This is a genomic window from Streptomyces cinereoruber (assembly GCF_009299385.1).
Taxonomy (GTDB): Bacteria; Actinomycetota; Actinomycetes; order Streptomycetales; family Streptomycetaceae; genus Streptomyces; species Streptomyces bikiniensis.
Genome location: NZ_CP023693.1, coordinates 783,701 through 802,822, shown reverse-complemented (window position 1 = coordinate 802,822; position 19,122 = coordinate 783,701). Strand labels below are relative to the sequence as shown.

The 19,122-nt window shown below is 75.1% G+C and carries 17 protein-coding genes; 4 read left to right on the top strand and 13 right to left on the bottom strand.

Translation table 11 applies throughout. The features are described from left to right. The 4 genes from CP977_RS03640 to dhaK form a co-directional block, all read right to left on the bottom strand. Entirely contained in the window at positions 1-2,016 is a 2,016-nt protein-coding gene (locus tag CP977_RS03640) for an NADPH-dependent 2,4-dienoyl-CoA reductase (protein WP_062757423.1), read from the bottom strand. 206 nt (positions 2,017-2,222) lie between these two features. After that, on the bottom strand, positions 2,223-2,642 hold the full coding sequence (locus tag CP977_RS03635; protein WP_062757421.1) for a PTS-dependent dihydroxyacetone kinase phosphotransferase subunit DhaM: 420 nt from the start codon (positions 2,640-2,642) through the stop codon (positions 2,223-2,225). A gap of 5 nt (positions 2,643-2,647) precedes the next feature. After that, positions 2,648-3,271: a dihydroxyacetone kinase subunit DhaL gene (dhaL, locus tag CP977_RS03630; protein ID WP_152369594.1), complete on the bottom strand. Its 624-nt coding sequence runs from the start codon at positions 3,269-3,271 to the stop codon at positions 2,648-2,650. A gap of 46 nt (positions 3,272-3,317) precedes the next feature. Continuing rightward, complete coding sequence (gene dhaK / locus CP977_RS03625) at positions 3,318-4,310, bottom strand: dihydroxyacetone kinase subunit DhaK (protein WP_062757416.1); 993 nt, start codon at positions 4,308-4,310, stop codon at positions 3,318-3,320. 324 nt (positions 4,311-4,634) lie between these two features. Between dhaK and CP977_RS03620 the strand changes: the two genes are divergently transcribed. Both CP977_RS03620 and CP977_RS03615 read left to right on the top strand, forming a co-directional pair. After that, positions 4,635-5,390, top strand: coding sequence for a MerR family transcriptional regulator (locus CP977_RS03620; RefSeq protein ID WP_109186414.1), 756 nt, complete (start codon positions 4,635-4,637; stop codon positions 5,388-5,390). 41 nt (positions 5,391-5,431) lie between these two features. Then, complete coding sequence (locus CP977_RS03615; protein WP_062757412.1) at positions 5,432-5,767, top strand: YnfA family protein; 336 nt, start codon at positions 5,432-5,434, stop codon at positions 5,765-5,767. A gap of 97 nt (positions 5,768-5,864) precedes the next feature. On the opposite strand, the gene CP977_RS03610 is transcribed toward CP977_RS03615, so the two are convergent. The 9 genes from CP977_RS03610 to pgfA form a co-directional block, all read right to left on the bottom strand. After that, complete coding sequence (locus CP977_RS03610) at positions 5,865-6,599, bottom strand: hypothetical protein (protein WP_152369593.1); 735 nt, start codon at positions 6,597-6,599, stop codon at positions 5,865-5,867. Between the two features lie 149 nt (positions 6,600-6,748). Continuing rightward, complete coding sequence (locus tag CP977_RS03605; protein WP_109186411.1) at positions 6,749-6,958, bottom strand: Trm112 family protein; 210 nt, start codon at positions 6,956-6,958, stop codon at positions 6,749-6,751. Continuing rightward, positions 6,879-7,925 carry a hypothetical protein gene (locus CP977_RS03600; protein WP_229991550.1) on the bottom strand — a complete coding sequence of 349 codons (1,047 nt, stop codon included), beginning with the start codon at positions 7,923-7,925 and terminating at the stop codon, positions 6,879-6,881. Before CP977_RS03600 ends, CP977_RS03605 begins: the two co-directional genes overlap by 80 nt. A gap of 4 nt (positions 7,926-7,929) precedes the next feature. Then, positions 7,930-8,829 (bottom strand): class I SAM-dependent methyltransferase, encoded by a 900-nt coding sequence (locus tag CP977_RS03595; RefSeq protein WP_308017215.1) that lies wholly within the window; start codon positions 8,827-8,829, stop codon positions 7,930-7,932. An 11-nt stretch (positions 8,830-8,840) separates the two neighbouring features. Next, positions 8,841-10,148: a condensation protein gene (locus tag CP977_RS03590; RefSeq protein WP_152369592.1), complete on the bottom strand. Its 1,308-nt coding sequence runs from the start codon at positions 10,146-10,148 to the stop codon at positions 8,841-8,843. Then, on the bottom strand, positions 10,148-14,404 hold the full coding sequence (locus CP977_RS03585; protein ID WP_183953339.1) for a DUF3367 domain-containing protein: 4,257 nt from the start codon (positions 14,402-14,404) through the stop codon (positions 10,148-10,150). The genes CP977_RS03590 and CP977_RS03585 overlap by 1 nt, the downstream gene beginning before the upstream one ends. Then, positions 14,401-15,120: a class I SAM-dependent methyltransferase gene (locus CP977_RS03580; protein WP_062757404.1), complete on the bottom strand. Its 720-nt coding sequence runs from the start codon at positions 15,118-15,120 to the stop codon at positions 14,401-14,403. The genes CP977_RS03585 and CP977_RS03580 overlap by 4 nt, the downstream gene beginning before the upstream one ends. After that, entirely contained in the window at positions 15,117-16,319 is a 1,203-nt protein-coding gene (locus tag CP977_RS03575) for a glycosyltransferase family 4 protein (protein WP_152369590.1), read from the bottom strand. The genes CP977_RS03580 and CP977_RS03575 overlap by 4 nt, the downstream gene beginning before the upstream one ends. A 229-nt stretch (positions 16,320-16,548) precedes the next feature. Next, positions 16,549-17,502, bottom strand: coding sequence for a cell envelope lipid trafficking protein PgfA (pgfA, locus tag CP977_RS03570; protein WP_109186406.1), 954 nt, complete (start codon positions 17,500-17,502; stop codon positions 16,549-16,551). 181 nt (positions 17,503-17,683) lie between these two features. Between pgfA and CP977_RS33980 the strand changes: the two genes are divergently transcribed. Both CP977_RS33980 and CP977_RS03565 read left to right on the top strand, forming a co-directional pair. Then, positions 17,684-17,836 (top strand): hypothetical protein, encoded by a 153-nt coding sequence (locus CP977_RS33980; RefSeq protein ID WP_167308995.1) that lies wholly within the window; start codon positions 17,684-17,686, stop codon positions 17,834-17,836. Then, entirely contained in the window at positions 17,833-19,047 is a 1,215-nt protein-coding gene (locus tag CP977_RS03565; RefSeq protein ID WP_152369589.1) for a PucR family transcriptional regulator, read from the top strand. Before CP977_RS33980 ends, CP977_RS03565 begins: the two co-directional genes overlap by 4 nt. Positions 19,048-19,122 lie beyond the last annotated feature (75 nt).

Here is a 19,122-nt window from a genome sequence, read left to right as displayed (position 1 = left end):
TCACAGGGCGGCGGCGAGGCGGGTGCCCTGGTCGATGGCCCGCTTGGCGTCCAGCTCGGCGGCGACGTCCGCGCCGCCGATGAGGTGCGCCGTGCGACCGGCCGCCACCAGCTCCTCGTACAGGTCCCGCCGCGGCTCCTGGCCCGCGCAGAGCACGACCGTGTCGACCGGGAGCACCTGCGACTCGCCGCCGATCGTGACGTGCAGGCCCTCGTCGTCGATCCGGTCGTACGTCACGCCCGCCACCATGGCCACGCCGCGGTGCTTGAGCTCGGTGCGGTGGATCCACCCGGTGGTCTTGCCGAGGCCCGCGCCGACCTTGGTCTCCTTGCGCTGGAGCAGGTGCACCCGGCGCGGGGGAGCGGTCCGCTCGGGCGTCCGCAGCCCGCCCCGGTTCTCGTACGAGGTGTCCACGCCCCACTGGCGGAAGTACGTCTCGGGGTCCTGGCTCGCGCCCTCCCCGCCGTCCGTGAGGAACTCCGCGACGTCGAAGCCGATGCCGCCGGCGCCGATGACCGCGACCCGCTCGCCGACCGGCGCGCCGTCCCGCAGCACGTCCAGGTAGCTGACGACGCTCGGGTGGTCCACGCCCTCGATGGCGGGGGTGCGCGGGGAGACGCCGGTGGCGACCACGACCTCGTCGTAGTCGTCCAGGTCGGCCGCCGCGACCGGGGTGTTCAGGCGCACCTCGACGCCGCGCTCGGCGAGCTGGACGCGGAAGTAGCGCAGGGTCTCGTCGAACTCGTCCTTGCCCGGCACCCGCTTGGCGACGTTGAGCTGGCCGCCGATCTCGGCGGCGGCGTCGAAGAGGGTGACCGCGTGGCCGCGCTCGGCCGCCGACACCGCGCAGGCGAGCCCGGCCGGGCCCGCGCCGACGACCGCGATCCGCTTGGCGCGGCGGGTGGGGGAGAGGACCAGCTCGGTCTCGTGGCAGGCGCGCGGGTTCACCAGGCAGGAGGTGATCTTCAGGCTGAAGGTGTGGTCCAGGCAGGCCTGGTTGCAGCCGATGCAGGTGTTGATGGTGTCGGCGCGGCCGGCCGTGGCCTTGGCGACGAAGTCCGGGTCGGCCAGGAACGGCCGGGCCAGGGAGACCAGGTCGGCGCGCCCGTCGGCGAGGATCTCCTCGGCGACCTCGGGGGTGTTGATGCGGTTGCTGGTGACGAGCGGGACGGAGACCTCGCCCATCAGCCTCTTCGTGACCCAGGTGTAGGCGCCGCGCGGCACGGAGGTGGCGATGGTGGGGATGCGCGCCTCGTGCCAGCCGATGCCGGTGTTGATGATCGTCGCGCCCGCCGCCTCGATCTCCTTGGCGAGCCGGACGACCTCCTCCAGGGTGGAGCCGCCGGGGACCAGGTCCAGCATCGAGAGGCGGTAGATCAGGATGAAGTCCTCGCCGACCCGCTCGCGGATCCGGCGGACGATCTCCAGCGGGAAGCGGACGCGGTTCTCGTACGAGCCGCCCCAGCGGTCGGTCCGCCGGTTGGTCTCGGCGGCGATGAACTCGTTGATGAGGTAGCCCTCGGAGCCCATCACCTCGACGCCGTCGTACCCGGCCTCCTTGGCCAGCTCGGCGCAGCGGACGTAGTCCTCGACGGTCTGCTCGACCTCGGCGTCGGTCAGCTCGTTCGGCACGAAGGGGCTGATGGGGGCCTTGAGGGGGCTGGGCGCGACCAGGGCGGGGTGGTACGCGTACCGGCCGAAGTGCAGGATCTGCATCGCGATCCGGCCGCCCTCGCGGTGCACGGCGTCGGTGATGCCCCGGTGCTCGGCGACCTCCTCGGCGGTGGTGAGCTTGGCCCCGCCGTCCCAGGGGCGGCCGGCCTCGTTGGGTGCGATGCCGCCGGTGACGATCAGGCCGACGCCGCCGCGGGCGCGCTCGGCGTAGAAGGCGGCCATGCGCTCGAACCCGTGCTCGGCCTCCTCCAGGCCGACGTGCATCGAGCCCATGATCACCCGGTTGGGCAGGGTGGTGAACCCGAGGTCGAGCGGGCTCAGCAGATGCGGGTAGGGGGTCATGCGGGCGCCTCCTCGCGCAGGGTCGTCACCTCCTGTTGTAGGGGACCCGGCGCCGGTTCTGCAACTAGTTGCAGAAGAATCGGGGCGTGATGTCTACTACTCGGTAACCACTGGTGGCGCCAGAAGGCCGGAGACGCCGGTGGTGTCAGAAGGGCCGGAGGCACTGGCGGTGACAGAAGGCCGGAGAGGGGTCGGGTCCGCCGCCCTCACGCCTTCCGGTAGGAATACGCCTCCGAGGCCGCCGCCACCACCGCGTCGAGGTCCCCGCCCGCGCTCGCCGTCACCACCGCCGCGACCGCGCCCTCCACGAAGGGCGCGTCAACCAGGCGGGAGTTCCCGGGCAGCTCGTCGCCCTCGACCAGCATCGCCTTCACGGTGAGCACGGCGCTGCCCAGGTCGACCAGGAGCGCCACCCCGGCGCCCCGGTCGACGGCCCTCGCCGCCGCGCCGATCAGCTCGGAACTCGTCCCCAGGCCGCCGTCCGGAGTCCCGCCCGCGGGCAGCACCGGAGGCGGCCCTTCACCGCCTCCGGCGAGTCCCAGGGCCAGCTCGGCCACCGCCGCCGCGACCGCCGCGCTGTGCGAGACGAGCACGACGCCGACGGGCCCCGCCCCTTCCGCTCCCACCGGGCTCACCCTTCCTCCCCTTCCCCGGCCGCCGTGTCGGCGAGCGCCGCGAACAGCAGGGCCGACGAGGTCGCCCCCGGATCCTGGTGCCCGACGGACCGCTCGCCCAGATAGCTCGCCCTGCCCTTGCGCGCCCGCAGGGGTACGGTCGCGAGGGCGCCCTCCTCGGCGGCGGCGCGGGCCGCCGCGAACGACTCCCGCAGCGCCTCCGCGGCCGGTACGAGCGCGTCCAGCATCGTCTTGTCGCCCACCTGGGCCCCGCCCAGCCGCGCCACGGCCTCCACGCCGGCGCCGAACGCCTCCGCCAGCCGCTCCCGCCCGACCCGCTCCTCGTCGCCCAGTGCCTTCCCCGCGCTCCGCAGCAGCGTCCCGTACAGCGGTCCGGACGCACCGCCCACCGTGGAGATCAGCTGCCGTCCGGCGGTGGTGAGCACCGCGCCGGGCGTTCCCGGCGGCTCCTTCGCCAGGGTCTCGGCCACGGCGGCGAACCCCCGCTTCAGATTGGCGCCGTGGTCGGCGTCGCCGATCGCCGCGTCCAGCTCGGTGAGCCGGTCCGCCTCGCGGTCGACGCTCCCGGCCACCGCCGCCAGCCAGCGCGCCAGGAACTCAGCGCCGAAGGTCTCCGTCATGCCGCCTCCCGCTCCCGTACCGTCATCCGTCGCTCCACCCTCCGTCTCACATGCCCCAGCGCAGGGCGGGGGTCCGCACGGGCGCGTCCCACAGGCGCAGCAGCTCCTCGTCCGCCTCGCACAGGGTCACCGAACAGCCCGCCATGTCGAGCGAGGTCACGTAGTTCCCCACCAGCGTCCGGGCCACCGGAACCCCGCGCTCGGTGAGCACCCGCTGCACCTCCGCGTTGAAGCCGTACAGCTCCAGGAGCGGGGTCGCGCCCGCCCCGTTCACCAGGGCGAGGACCGGCCCGGACGGGCGCAGGTCCTCCAGGACGGCGTCGACGGCGAAGTCCGCGATCTCCCGCGAGGTCATCATGGCCCGCCGCTCGCGGCCCGGCTCGCCGTGGATGCCGACGCCCAGCTCCAGTTCCCCGTCCGGAAGGTCGAAGGTGGGGCCGCCCTTGGCGGGGGTGGAGCAGGCGCTCAGGGCCACCCCGAAGGACCGGGACCGCTCGTTCACCCGGCGGGCGACCGACTCCACCCGCTCCAGCGGAGCCCCCTCCTCGGCGGCGGCCCCGGCGATCTTCTCCACGAACAGCGTGGCCCCGGTGCCGCGCCGTCCCGCCGTGTAGAGGCTGTCGGTCACCGCCACGTCGTCGTTCACGAGGACCTTGGCGACCTGGATCCCCTCGTCCTCGGCCAGCTCGGCCGCCATCTCGAAATTCAGCACGTCCCCGGTGTAGTTCTTGACGACGAACAGCACCCCGGCCCCGCTGTCGACCGCGGCGGCGGCCCGCACCATCTGATCCGGGACCGGGGACGTGAAAATCTCACCCGGGCACGCGGCGGCGAGCATCCCCGGCCCCACGAACCCCGCGTGCAACGGCTCGTGCCCGGACCCGCCGCCGGACACCAGCGCCACCTTCCCCGCCACGGGCGCGTCCCGCCGGACCACGACCCGCCGCTCCACGTCCACGGTCAGCTCGGGGTGCGCGGCGGCCATCCCGCGCAGCGCATCGGCGACGACGGTCTCCGGAACGTTGATCAACATCCTCATGGGCACCTCCGGGTGAGACGGGAGAACAAGCCACTGATCAGGGTTTCCACAGCTCGGAACGGATGAAGCGAAGGACCGCCCCCGACGCCCCGCGACGACGAGGGCCGCCCCCGCGCGGCACTGGTGCGACTCTCCTGGCGCAGCATCAGTCCAGTGTCCGGCGAATCGGCTCCGCGTGGGCGCGGCACGGCGAAATCATCGGCGCCCGAACGCGTACGCGCACGGGTGCGGACGCGGCCGAGGCCGTGTCGGCGTTCAGCGACGCGGCCGGGTCGGGAGTTTCCTCTTGACCTTCGAGTCGGCTGGAAGGTTTACGGTCGTGGCATGACCTCCATGCGGATCTCCCGGCTCGCCGAGCGCAGCGGAGTGCCGGCCACGACCCTGCGCTTCTACGAGGGGGAAGGGCTGCTGCCCGCCGGCCGGACGCCCGCCGGGTACCGGGTGTACGGCGAGGACGCCCTCGAACGGCTGGCGTTCATCGGCGCGGCCAAGCATCTGGGGCTGTCGCTGGAGGAGATCGGCGAGCTGTTGCGGGTGTGGGAGGCCGGTGCCTGTCGGGACGTGAAGGCCGATCTGCGGCCGCGGATCGCCGCTCGGCTCGCCGGGGCCGAGGCCCGTGCCGTCGAGCTGGCCGCGTTCACCGCCTCGCTCCACGGCGCGCTCGCGCACCTGGACGCGCTGCCCGACCGTGCCGGGCGGTGCGACCCCGAGTGCGGCTTCCTCGCCCCGGCCCCGCCCCGTGAGGCCCCCGGCCGCCGAGCGGGCGAACAGGAGGCGGAGCGGTGGCGCACGGCACCGGTGGCCTGCTCGCTGACCGGTGAGGATCTGCGCGAGCGCACCGCCCGATGGCGTGAGGCGGTCGGCGGCGCCTCACGCGCCGAGGCGCCCGAGGGCCTGCGGCTGACCCTGCCCGCCGACCGGGTCGTACGCATCGCCGAGCTGGCCGCAGCGGAGCAGCGGTGCTGCCCGTTCTTCGACTTCCGTCTCCACCTCGACGGCCCCGTCCTCCACCTGGAGGTCCGCGCCCCCGCCGAGGGCCGTACGCTGCTCGCCGACCTCTTCGGCCCCGCCGCCCACTGACCGCCGCACTCGAACCGTTCCCGCATCAGAAGGCCCACCACGTGCTCGTCGCCCGCTCCCTCGCCCTGTTCGCCGTCGCCGCCCTGTTCGAGATCGGAGGCGCCTGGCTGGTCTGGCAGGGCATCCGCGAACACAAGGGCTGGATCTGGATCGGGGCCGGCGCCGTCGCGCTCGGCCTGTACGGCGTGGTCGCCACCCTCCAGAACGACGACGACTTCGGACGCGTCCTCGCCGCGTACGGCGGGATCTTCGTCGCCGGCTCGATCGCCTGGGGCATGGCCGCCGACGGCTACCGCCCCGACCGCTTCGACGTCATCGGCGCCCTGGTCTGCCTCGCCGGCATGGCCGTCATCATGTACGCCCCACGCGGCCACTGAACCCTGCCCGCCTCCCCGGCCCGGGACGCGCACAGGGAGTGCGGGCGTGCCGCATCTGTTCGAGGAAACGGTCTCGCCGCGCCGGTCCCGACGGTCCTCAGCGGCTTCCGGCCGGGGCCCGCAGGGAGAAGTGGCCCACGCCCAGGACGACGGCCAGGATCGCCGGCGTCGTGACCTGCCAGGGGAGGCCGGTCCACACCGTGACCAGCCCCACGCCGAAGGCGGCCCCCAGGTTGGTGAAGAACAGCGTTCTGCCGGAGCGGCGCCAGGTGAAGGGGCCGAGGCGGCGCGGTGCGACGAGGCGTACCGCACCGAACGCGAGGCCCGTCAGCGCGAGGAGGCCGAGGCCCGTGCCCCCGGCGGCGGTCATCTGGGGCTCGTCGCGCGGCTCCTCGGAGGTCTTCTGCCGCAGCCCGTCCTTGGCGAGCGCGACGACGTCACCGCGCCAGACGGCGGCGACGACCCGGTCACCCGCCCGAAGCGTGTTCAGGAGCGGCCCGGGGTCGCCGAAGTCCAGCTCGCCCCGGAACCGTTCACCGCTCACGGTCGCCTGGTAGTCGCTGTTCCTCGCCCGCCTCTCGACCACCGTGCCCACGACGTCGAGCTCGACCTCCCGCAGGCAGTCCTCCCGCCACACGCCCGGTGCCGGGGCGGCCGCGCAGCGCTCGGCCGTACGGTACTCCTCGTACCGCGCGACACCGGTGGGCAGCCAGTCGGCGAAGGCGAGGACGCAGCCCGCCGCGGGTACCACGGACACCAGGACCAACAGCAGACCCAGGAGGCGCGGGACCACGGTCCGGGAAGCCGTCGATTCCCTCGGCTCGGTCGTCATCCTGCCCCCCCAGTACTCGAAGGCCGGGCACCCCGGCCTGTCGCCCCACCCTCACCCTTCGGGGACCCGCCGGGTCATGGGGGAAACCGGCAGGCCGGCGCCGTGTTTCCGTGCCGGGCGCAGGCAATCCCGCGCGCCCCCGCCGCCGGTCAGGCCTCCGCCGTACCCGTGTACCGCTCGTGCTCCTCGGTGGAGACGCGCAGGCCGGAGGACGGGAGCAACTGCGGAACGCCGTCCACGATCGGATACCGGAGGCGCAGCCGGGGGTTGTAGAGCACGTCACGGCCGGCGGACAGGACGAGCGGGCCCTTGTCGAGGGGACAGGCCAGGATGCGCAGCAGGGTCTCGTCGGCTTCCATTTCCATCGGTTTCCTCGTCGTTCGGTGGGGGACAGGGTGGGGTGCGGCGGTGCGCCGCGCGTGTCGGTACGGCCGCGCCGCCGGCCGGGGCCGGGGCGTCGTGGCGGGGCATGGCGAGCAGTACCGACAGGGCCAGCGCTGTCCCCGCCACGCGCAGGAACAGCGGCAACGGGTCCTCCGGAAGCCGCTCCCCGAAGACCGGCGTCCCCGCCACCGCCGTGAACAGGGCCGTCACCGTCGTGCAGACCGGCACGAGCAGGGACGCACGGCACCGCTGGAGCGCGGTCTGCGACATGACGAGCCCGGCACCGGCGGTGAACAGCAGCAGGTACGGATAGGGCGAGCCGAGCAGCGCCCGCGCCACCTCGGCCGCCCCGCCGCCCGTGAGCCTGCCCGCCGCCCCTTTGACCGCGAGCGAGCTGACGCCGTACAGCAGCCCCACGGCCACGCCGTACCCGATGCCGTTGGTCGGCACCCGGTGGCGCCGGCGCGCGCGCCGTTCCACCTGCGCGTAGAGCGCCACCCCCGTCGCGAGCGTGGGGACGGACACCAGCAGGACCAGACCCCAGGGCGCCGCCCCGCCCACGACCTCGTCCTCCTCGCGCACCGACGCCACGACCATGAGCAGCGCCACGAGCACCGTGCCGAGCGCGCGGCGCTCCCGGCCCGTGGGCCGCTCGCCGAGGACGGCGGACGAAAGCAGCAGGAGCAGGACGAGACCGGAGACGAAGATGCCCTGCGCCGCGGCGATCGGCAGCGTCCGGTAGACGACCAGCTGGGCGCCGAAGCCGGCGGCCAGCGCCACCGCGCCGACCAGCCACGACGGGCTGGTCACCAGCGTGACGACCACCCGCACCGGCCGCCCGGCGGAGAGCGCGGGCAGTGCCCCGAGCGCCCGCTTCTCCAGGACGAAGCCGACGCTGTAGAGGAGGTTGGCGACCAGCGCCGCGCCCACGCCCCACCACACGGGCCTACCCCCGCCGGGCGTGCGCGAGCAGGATGGACGCCGCCGAGGGCACCGCGCACGCGGCCCGGTCGATCAGGCGCAGCCCGCGCGGCACGCCGTGGAACGGCGCGGCGGAGACGCGCACGTCCTCGAAACCGGCCGACCGCAGGAACGAGCGCAGCGCCCGCGCCGTGAACAGGCGCAGATGGCCCACCACTTCCGTGCCGGGACGCCCGTGGATGCCCCGGAGGCTCACCTCCGAGAACACCGGCTGCCGGCCGGCGAGCAGCAGCGCGCGGTTGTACCAGGCCGCGAGGTTGGGGGTGGAGAGCATCAGGTGGCCGCCCGGGCGCAGGACGCGCCGCAGCTCGTCCATGGCCCGGTCGGGATCGACCAGGTGCTCGATGACCTCGCTGAACAGCACGGCGTCCGCGCACCCGTCGGCGAACGGCAGCCCGCCGCCGTCCACTTCGCCGCGCACGACGTGGGACATCCGCGGGCGGGCGCGGCGCAGCGCGTCGTGCGACCAGTCGACCCCCACGATCCGGTGCCCGGCGAGGATCGGCCCCGCGACGGCGGCCGCGGTGCCGTCGCCGCAGCCGACGTCGAGGACGAGCGCGCCGGGCCGGTCGAGCGCGGCGGCCAGCAGACGGGCCTGCCGCCGGCTCCGTGCGTCGCCGGAGGCCACGGGGACGGCGGGGTTCTCGTAGAAGTCCCGCAGCCCGGCCGGGCCGCCCGCGCCGGTGCCGGTGCCGGCGCCTGAGGCCGTGCCCGCGCCCGGGGTCGCGCCAGTGTCCGTACCCGCGCTGGTGCCGGTGCTCGTACCCGCGCCCCCGCCCGTACCTGTACTCGCGCCCGTACTCGTACCCCCGCCCGTACTCGTACCTGCGCCCGCACCCATATCCGTACCGCTACCGGTGTCCACGTCCGGCCCCCTCACAGTGCCTCCGTGTCGGTCGTCGCGAGTCGGTCGGCGAACATCCGGCCCAGCAGGTGGCCGTCCTCGTCGCCCAGGAGGGTCCGGGACCAGCGCAGCACCAGGTGGAGCCGGCCGCCGGTGGACGCCGTGGTGAACGTCAGGCCGCGCGGCATCGCCGCCGGGGCCGACACCCAGACCGCCCCGGCCCGGCCCGCCTCGCCGAAGTCCAGCGGATAGGGGATCCGGCCGAGGTTGCTGAGCAGCGTGGTCGAGATCCACGGGGCCGCGAGGCGCCGTACGCCCCGGGTCAGGGCCGCCCGGGCGGCGACCGGGAGGACCGGCGAGGCGAGCAGCGCCGCCCCGCGCCCCAGGGGCGGCCGTGCGACCGCCTTGAGGGCGCGGGTGCGCTCGGCCGTGGTCCGCAGCAGGGCGCCGACGTCCGTCCCGGGGCCCAGCTCGGCGGGCGCGAAGCCGACGTCCACCAGCCGGGTGCCGTTGCCGATCGGCATCGCGGGCCCCCGGGTCCGGTCGTCGACGGGCATGGTGATCCGCAGCGGCCGTTCGGGCGCCCCCTGCCGGCGGTTCCAGTCCGCGACCGTCAGTGCCGTGGCCACCATCAGCTGGTCGTTGACGGTGTGCGGGGCGCCCGGGGCGCGCCGGGGCACGGGCAGTTCGGTGACCAGCAGCGCGTTCCCGGGGGTGTCCCCGGGGTTCCCCGGCGCGACCCGCGCCACCGCCGCCCGCGACCCCGCCGGCCGGGGGGCGGGGCCCCCGGCCGGCGGGCGGGCCGGTGCGGCGACCGGCGGCGCGGCGGAACCGCTGTAGATCTCCGCGGCGGTCGCCACGATCCGCAGACAGGCGGGCCCGTCGAGCGCCGTGTGGTGCACGGCGAGGAGCAGGACGCAGCCGTCGGTGCCCGGCTCCTCGACCACTTCGAGGCGCAGCGGCGGCGCGGACCTCAGCGACGGGGCCACGGCCAGGGCCCGCTCCCGGGCGCGGGCGAGGGCCCCGGGCGCGCTCGGCGGGAAGAGCACCACGTCGGCACCGGGGCCGTCCGTCAGCTCCCACTCGTAGCGGCGGGAGAACGGCCCCCGCCCGCGCTCCCGCATCAGCACCCGCGGATGCCTGGACAGCGCCCGGCCGAACGCCTCGCGCAGGCGGTCCGGCCGGACCCGGCCCGGCAGGTGGATCTCGATGTGCACGGTGTTCGGCTCGCGCGCGTCGGCGCAGTGCCGGGCGATCTCGTCCGCGACCGAGAACGGCACGCGCGGCGGCTCGCGGTCCGGGGCCGGTCCGAGGACCTCCGCCCGCTGTCCGGTGGCCATCAGCGTCCCCCTTCCCCGGGACGCCCCGGCCGGTCGGGCGGCCACGGGCCGCCGGCGTCCCGGTCCGCCGGTCCAGGGGCCTCCCGCTCCTCCCGCTCGCCGGACGGCGGTCGGGGCGCCGTTCCCACCCGGTGGGCGCCGGTCCGGGCGGTGCGTTCGCCGCGTACGGTCACGAGCGCCGCGAACAGGGCGACCAGGGCGAGGACCTGGGCGGTGGCGCCGTAGGCCCCCCGGCCCAGGGCGGTCGGTTCGCCGCTGCCCGTCAGGGCGGCGATCCCGGCCCCGGCCATCGCCGCGAGGGCGAGGGGACCGAGCAGGGCCGGACGCAGCCGGGCGACCACGGCGAGCACGGGCACGACCAGCGCGAGCGGTCCGGCGATCACCACGCCCACCAGGGTCAGTACGACCGTGCCGAGCAGCAGGCCGGGCCCGGGCGGTTCCGCCTCCGCCCCGCTCTCCGCCGGTACGGAGCGGCCCCGGCGCCCGACGAACGCGAGCCCGGCGAGCAGCACGAGCAGCGCCCCGGCGACGGCCAGCCCCGTGTCGTACAGGCGGGAGGGCTCGTACACCAGCGTCACCGAGCCGCCCGCGCCGGCGGGGACGAGCCAGGCCTGCTGCCAGCCGTCCATGCGCAGCGGCCGCAGCTCCCGCCCGTCGAGCTCGGCCTTCCAGCCCGCGTTGTGGTTCTCGTGGAGCTGGAGGTACGCGGCCTCGCCGGCGCCCACCCGCAGGACGCGACGGTCGCCGCCGCCCGACACGGCCTCCACGGTCCGCGGGGCGGTGGCGGCGGCCCGCGGCTCGCCGGCCGTCAGGTCGACGCGGGTCACCGCGAGGGGACCGGCGTCGCCGGCCTCGATGGTGTGGGTGCCGCGCTCCAGGGGGACCCGGCCGCCCTCGGTGCACAGCGAGACGGCGATCGGGCGGCGTTCCGTCAGGTCCCGCACCCGGCCCTCGGCCCGGGTCTCCAGGAACCGGCCGTCGATCGACAGGACCGGCCCCTTCCCGCACGGCAGCGTGAACCTCTTCGCCGGGTCCGGCTGCGGCGCCCGGAACTTCTCCAGCGCCGGGACGTGCAGCTCGCTCAGGCCCACCGGAAGCTGCAACTGCGCGTCCGCCACCGGATTGTGCAGGGTCAGCGGCGCGACGCGGGAGATCGTGATGTCCATCCGGTCGGTCACCATGGGGGCGAACCGCGCGACCCCGTTCTCGTCGACCGACGCGATCGCGGCGCCGTCGGGGGAGCTGATCCGGATCTGCTCCGGCCGGCTCGCGAGTCCGCCGGACGCGACGAGGACGATCTCGCCGACGGAGGTCTTCCCCGGCCAGGACAGCCGGAGCACGGGCCGGTCACCGGCGACCCACGCCGTGGTCAGGTCGCCGTCCGTCAGGTTGCGCGGGCTCAGGTTCGTGCCGAGCCGCGCGGTCGAGTCCGCGCCCACCACGATCTTGTCCCGCTTGCCGGTGAGTTCGAACAGCAGGTCGTCGAGTTCCTTGCCCGGTACGGGCAGGGCGGTGGCCCGGACGGTGTGGTCGCCGGAGCCGACCGCCGTGAACTCCCGGTGCAGGCCCACCTCGGCGGGCGCGACGGACAGGCCGCCGGGATCGCTGCCGCGGTTGAGCGAGTACGCCGCCGGTCCGGTGGTCCCGCTCGGCGCGTCGGTCGGCAGCCGCAGCATCCGGGTGACCTGCACGCCGGGGACGGAGACCTCGGAGAACCCGGCCCCGGTCAGCCCCGGACGGCCCTGCTGGGAGGCGAGGATCGTCACCTTCAGCCAGGTCGCCCCGCCCTCCGGCGCGGCGACCCGCTGGGTGCCGCCGTCGGGGCGGAGCGGGCTGACCCGGCTGCCCCGGTCGGTCTCGACCCGCACCACGGTGGGCGCGGCGCGCACCTCGCCGCTGGGCAGCGGGGTGAGGTCGAGGGACCCGGGGATCGCGGTCGGGCCGGTGAAGGCGATCCGCAGCCACTCGCCGCGGGGCGAGCCGGGGGATCCCTCGGCCCAGGCGGTGTCCGGGTTGCCGTCGAAGGCGTTGACGGGGTCGTACTGGGGGAGGTGGAAGAGCCAGTTGCCCACGGAGGAGGCCGTCACCGACTCCGCGCCCCGCAGGACGGCGGTGGTCTGGTGGCGGTCGCCGGAGACGGGCAGGATCTGGCGCGGCTCCGCGCCCGGGTCCTGGACCGCCGACTCGGCGTTGCGCTCCTCGACGGTGTACGTGTGGGACGTGCCGGAGTTCACCAGGCCGAACCGGGTGTCGGCGCGGCGCAGTCCGTCGCCGGCCGCGTAGAGCGCGGGGGCGTCCGTGCCGGGATGGGCGTCGCCGGCCAGGACCACCGGCCGGCCGGTCACGGCGCCCGACGCCGACAGGGGCAGCAGGGACTCGGGTCCGCCGCTGACCACCGCCAGGTCGGACACGGGCGTCGTCCGGGCCGGACCGGGGCGCGGCGTGCCCGCCGGGGGCGCGTAGATCTCGACCGCGCGCTGGCGCGGATAGAGGCCCTCGACCTGCAGGGGCGTGCCCTCGGGGATCCGGCCGTCGGTCAGGAGCGGGCCGAAGCCGGTGACCCGGCGGTACCCGGAGGCCTCCAGGGTCCGCTTCACCGTCGCCGTGGGCACGTGCCCGAGCTGGTCCGGGTCGAGGTCGTTGCGGACGACGACGTGGTACAGGCCCGCCCGGGACAGGTAGGCGGAGAGCCCGGGGACCTCGCCGCCGGACGTCAGGGCCTGCTCGACGGCGTCCAGGGCGCGCCGGTTGCCGGGGGTGCCGAACGGCACGTAGTCGCGCTGCGCCCAGGGGGACTTGGCGAGGACGTCCAGGGGCTGGTCGATCGGCGAGCCCCAGGTGTAGATGCCGTGCGCGGTCGCCGGGACGACGAGGGCGCGGTCCTCGGGCGCGTGCTCGGCCAGCCAGTCGGCGGTCGCCTCCCAGTGCGAGGGCAGTTTTCGGAACGCCCCCGGCTGCAGGATCGTGCCGTTGAGGTACGGCCAGACGAGGCCGGGCAGGACGAGGACGGCGACCACGGCAGGGCCGAGCCGGCGGGCCCGGGCCGGCAGCGGGCGGGGGAGGCCCGAGGCGGCCAGGTGCGCGAGGCCGAGGGCCAGCGCGAGGGCGAGCCCCGTCTGGAACTTGTAGATGTTCCGGAACGGCACCAGCGGTCCGTTCAGCCACTCCTGCACCGTCGCGTGGAAGGGGCCGCCGAACGCGCCCCCGTACCCGGCGAGCGTGATCAGGGCGGTGACGGTGACGGTCAGCACCAGCCAGCGCCGCTCCGGCAGGTCACGGCGGGCGAGGCCCGCGAGACCGAGCGCCGTGGCGAGCGCCGAGCAGGCCACCACGAGGGCGGACGCGGCGACGGTCCAGCCGGCGGGCAGCCACGGCTCGCCGAAGTTCAGATAACCCACCCAGTTCCCCGCGCCGCGCAGCACCTCGGTCGCCGACATCGTCGCCGTGGTCGTCTGGGACGTCTCCACGTACGGCATGAAGTTCTCGCCGTACACCCCCAGGAGCAGCAGCGGGACGATCCACCAGGCCGTCGCGAGGACCACGCACGGCGTCCACCACGCGATCAGCGCCCACTTGCGGCGCCCCGGGGGCCGGGACAGCAGGTACAGGCCGACGGGCAGCAGCGACGCCAGCGTGGACGCGGCGTTCACCCCGCCCATCAGCGGGATCAGCAGCGCGGAGCGCGCCGCGGCCAGTCGCGGGCTCGTCTCCGGGCGGGTGAGCGGCAGCAGCACCCACGGCAGCATCGCGCCGGGCAGGGCGGCGGCGGACGTGGAGCCGACGACGATGGTGAACGTCGGCCACAGCGCGTAGACGGCCGCGCCGAGGAGCCGGGGCGCGGGCGCGCCGACGCCGAGCCGCTCGGCCAGCCGCAGGGCGCCCCAGAACGCGGTGGTGACCACGATCGAGAGCCAGAGCCGTTCGGCCAGCCAGACCGGCAGCCGCGCCAGGTCGGCGGCGGCGTGGAACGGCAGCATCGGGATCACGTAGCCGATGTACTGGTCGGCGATGCCGCCGAAACCGGCCCGGTCGTGCCACAGCTGGCCCAGGTCGTCCAGGAACTTCCACGGGTCGGTGACGACGCCCAGCTTGGTGTCGAACGTCATCCGGCCCGGCGAGACGGCCAGGAAGGCGAGGAGGACCGCCGCCCAGAAGCCGAACAGCCAGCGCCGGGACGCCTTCGGCGGCGGCGACGGCGCCGTGCCGGTCTCGGGGCCGGGCGGGGCCGGCGGACGGGCGTGGAGCGTGGTGGTCATGGGCACCGCCGAAGTAGGAGGAGGAGGTTCCACGTCGCGAACTCGCGGAGCACCGGCACCCGGGTGACGGCCCCGGGGAACACCGGCCAGTAGCGCGAGCGCGCGGAGACGATCTCGACGTCGCCCCGTTCCCTGACGTGGCGCAGGGTCGGGCCGACACCGATCGCGAACAGGTTCTCGCCCAGCCGGTGCTTGGCCGCCCGGCCGGTGCGCCGCTCGTAGCGGGCCCGCGCCCGCTCGGCGCCCAGGTAGTGCCAGGGCGCCCACTCGTGGCCGCCCCACGGCGAGAGCCAGTTGGTGAACGAGACGTAGATCAGACCGCCGGGGCGGGTGACCCGGATCAACTCGCTGAGGAACGTGGCGGGGTCGCGCACGTGCTCCAGGACGTTGGACGAGAAGCAGACGTCGGCCGCGCCGTCGGCCAGCGGCAGCAGGTACCCGTCGGCGACGACGGTCCCCGCCCTCCGGTCGGGCGCCAGCTCGGCGGGGTCGGGCTCGAACAGGTAGCCGTGGGCGCCCCGCCGGCGGAACTCCCGCGTGAAGTAGCCGCGCCCGCCGCCGACGTCCAGGACGATCCTGCCGTCCAGCCGGACGTGGCGCTCGATCTGGTCGGCGGCGTCCCTCGCCAGGAGTTCGTACGCGGTGTGCGGATCGTCCTGCTCGCGCAGGAAGGTCCGGAAGAGCGTCAGCGAGCGGTGGAACGACGGGTCCCTCACCTGCGCGCGCCTTCCGCCGGCCCGCCCCGGCCCCGTGGCCGGGAGCGTTCGACCGCCTCCGACGCGATGGCGCGGAACTGGCGCACGGTACCGCTCCACCGGAACGCGGCGGCGTGCCGGGCCGCGGCCTCGCCCATGTCCTCCCGGCGCGCGGTGTCGAGCGCCAGCGTGCACCAGGCGGCGGCGAAGGAGGACTCCCCGCGCGCCAGGACGCCGGTGACGCCGTCCCGGACGGAGTCGCGCAGCCCGGGCACGTCGAACCCGAGGGTCGGCGTGCCGCGCGCGCCCGCCTCGGTCACGACGAGTCCCCAGCCCTCGACGGCGGCGGGGTGCAGGAGCAGCCAGGCCTCGCACAGCAGCCGGTGCTTCTCCTCCTCGGAGACCTGTCCGGTGAACTCGACGCCGGCGCCGGCCAGCCGTTCGAGGCGGTCGCGTTCCGGCCCGTCGCCGATGACGACGAGCCGGCCGCCGGTCACCGGGCGGACCCGCTCCCACAGGCGCAGCAGGAGGTCGATGCGCTTGTAGTCGACGAGCCGGCCGAGGGCGACGAACAGCGGCGTCGCCGACTTCGGGGCCCGCGGCGCGGGCTCGTGGACGCCGTTGTGCACGACGCGGATGCGCTCGGGCGGCACCCCGATCGTGCGCAGCGCCTCCTCGGTGGAGGGGGACACGGCGGCCAGGAGGTTGCCCCGGTGGGCTCGGGCGAGCGCCCAGTGTTCGAGCAGCCGGCCCGCGCGGGCCACGGGCCGGGGGAAGCGCATCCCCCACAGGTCGGTGTGCACGTGGTTGACCAGGCACACGGTCGGGCCGTCGTGCCACAGCGGCGCCAGGTAGGGCATGCCGTTGCACACCTCGACGAGCAGGTCGCACGACCCGACGTGCCGGGCGAAGGCGGACCGGGCGCCGGCGAAGTGCCCGAACGGGCCCCCGGCGGACACGACCCGGTAGGGGCGCGGTGCCGCGGTGCCTCCGCACAGCAGGGTCACGTCGTGGCCGAACTCGGTCAGCCCGGAGGCGATCCGGTCGATGAGGACTTCCGAGCCGCCCGCGGCGGGGTTGCCCAGGCCCCGGTGGGCGAGGAAGACGATGCGCCGGGGCGGTTCGCTCCGCCGGGGGCGCGTCTGGACGGGCCCGACCAGGGGCTGGGGGAGCGGTGGCGGAACGGGCGTGAGCTGTGGGGCGGGGACGTGCTGGGGCATGCGCGCTCCAACTCGTTCGGGTGGGGAGAAGACGGAGGGTGGGGTGGAGCGGTGAAGACGGAGGGTGCTGTGGGGCGGCGAAGGGCGGGGTGGGGTGGGCAGGGGAGACCGGGGTGGGGCCGTGCTTGGTTGGGGACGTCAGTCTTCGGCAGGTGATCGACGCGAGGCTACTCACCGGTATGACAAGTTGGGGGCCGCTCAGACGGGCCGATGCATCGCCAAGTGAGCATCACGGGCGCGCAGTCGGGGCAATTCGCCCCCGCGCCACCAGGAGACCGCCGACCAGCGCGAGTATTCCGCCGAGGATCCCCGCCCCCGGCGGAAGGGTGCCGCCGAGCAGCTTCAGCCGGCCGCCGTCCGCCGACGCGAGCTTCACCTGCTGCCGCTGCGTGGCCTCGGTGAACGCGATCTTCCCGCTGGACAGCAGCACCACGGCGTCCTTGTCGGACCCCGGGGCGCGCAGGGTCTTCCGGGGGCCTGTCGCCGCGTACAGGATCCGCCCGGTGGGCCGGTCCACGACCAGCTCGATCGCGCTGTTGGCGTACCACTCCTCGGCGAGCACCTGCGGCCGGTCCGGGAGGCCCACCAGCCTGCCCGGCACCTGGCGCACGCCGGTACGGGTGGCGGGGACGCTGCCGGTGAAGCGCAGGCCCCGGTGCCCCTGCACCGTGCCGGGGCCCGTGTGGCGGAGCAGGACGACGGCGCCGAGCGTGCCGTCCCACCAGCGGTAGTCGCGCTCCTCGACGTCGAAGGGGAACTTCAGATAGGCCTCGCCGTCGAAGACGGGCGACTCGCCGCAGCAGTGCGCCGGCTCGTTCGTGCGCCGGTCCGTCACCCACCGCTCCAGGGTCCACTGGAGGGAGTCCCGCGTGTCGGCGGCGGGCAGCGTGGCGTCGGTGTCCACCGACGTGGACACGTCCCAGACGGCCTTCCCGCTCCGCACGCCCTCGGCGACGTCGCCGCGGACCTGCCGCGTGATGGTGATCCGCCGGTCGTGGACCGTTTCGAGCCGCGCGGTGTCGAAATAGCTGCCGCTGCCCTCGAAGACGGTCGTCGTGTCGACGTCGAGCGGGGTGCGCTTGGCCTGCGGCAGGACCTGGGCCACCAGCAACGGGGCCAGGACCAGCAGGAACACCCCCGCTCCGAGCAGGATCAGGGACAGTGGTGAAGCGGTACGGCGCATCCGGGACTCCTGTGGGACAACTCGCACGGAGACGCACGGACCTCAGGACCCGGTCAAGCCCTTGTGGCCGGAGACGCTAGGCAGCACTTGACGGAATGTCAATGTGCTGTCAAAACTGTCGGTCGGCCGTGGGGGCCGGCCGGGGTGGGGACGTCTCCGATCGAGGAGCTGACCCGACACAATGAACAGACTGATCGCCGCAACAGGAACCGTCGTGATCGCCGCCGTGCTCGCCGTGGGCGCCGCCTTCGGGATCGTGGCCGTCCTCGACGCCGTGCCCGAGCAGCCGAACGTGCCGCTGGTCACCTATGACACGGCCCCGGCGAGCCGATGACCCGACTCGTCTGGGGCGACGTGCCCCCGTCCAAGGTGGACCGGTTCGCGGCCATCGTGCTGTCCGAGTCGGCGGACCTGGCGGGGGAGATCCTCCGCGCGATCCGCTCCGAATTCCCCGGACAGCGCCCCGCGAAGGAGGAGACCGGCGAACCGAAGTCCCTCGTCGGGATCCGGCGCGCCATCGAGGGCTTCGTCCAGCAGCTCCTGTCCGGGGAGGCCGACCCGCGCGTGCCCGACGAGATCTTCCGGGAGTTCGGCCGGGCGGAGGGGCTGAAAGGACGCAGCCACGATTCGCTCCAGGCCGTCTACCGCCTCGGCGTCCGGCTCGCCTGGCGGCGGTTCGCCGAGGTCGGCCAGCAGGTGGACATCGCCGCACCCGCCATGTACGAACTCGCCGAGGCCGGCTTCAAGTACCTGGACGGCCTGGTCGAGGAGTCGGTGCGCGGCTACGCCGAGGCGGCGGCCCGGCAGGAGGGGGAGCGCCTGCGCCTGCAGCGGAGGCTGATCGACCGGATGCTGTCGGGCCGGCACGCCGACCCCGCCCAGGCCCTCGGGGAGCGCGCCGCGCGCATCGGCTGGGAACTGCCGGCCACCGTCGCGGTGGGCGTCCTGATCCGGCCGGCGCGCGAGGCCGTCGCCCCCGCGCTCGGCCGGGGCGTACTCCTCGACATGGAGAGCGAGCAGCCCCGCGTGGTCGTCCCGGATCCGGACGTCGCCGGCCGCGCCGACCACGTCCGCCGGGCCACGGCCGGATGGTCCGGCGCGATCGGGCCGACGGTGCCGCTCGCCGCCGCGGTGGAGTCCCTGCGCTGGGCGGAGACCGCCGTCCGGCTGATCGAGGACGGCCTGCTGCCCCACGGGGGGCTGCACCACTGCACGGACCGCGTCGAGGAACTGCTCCTGCTGCCCTCCCGGGAGCTCGTCGACGCGGCGGCCGCGCGCTGCCTGACCCCCCTGAACGGCGTCGCGCCCGCCCAGGCGCGGCGCCTCGCCGACACGCTGCTCGCCTGGATCGAGACCTCCGGCGGGGCCCCGGAGGTCGCCCACCGCCTCGGCGTGCACCCCCAGACGGCCCGCTACCGCCTGCGGCAGATCCGCGAACTCTGGGGCGACGTGCTCGACGACCCCGACCACCGCTTCGAACTGCTCCTGGTCCTGCGCTCCCGCCGCCTGCGGGGCGAACCCTCCGACACCGGCGAACAGGAGTAGACGGAACCGCTCGGCGCCGGCGGCGGACGCAGGGACGACCACCGGGCACGGGAAGCCCGACGGGGCCCGCGCCTG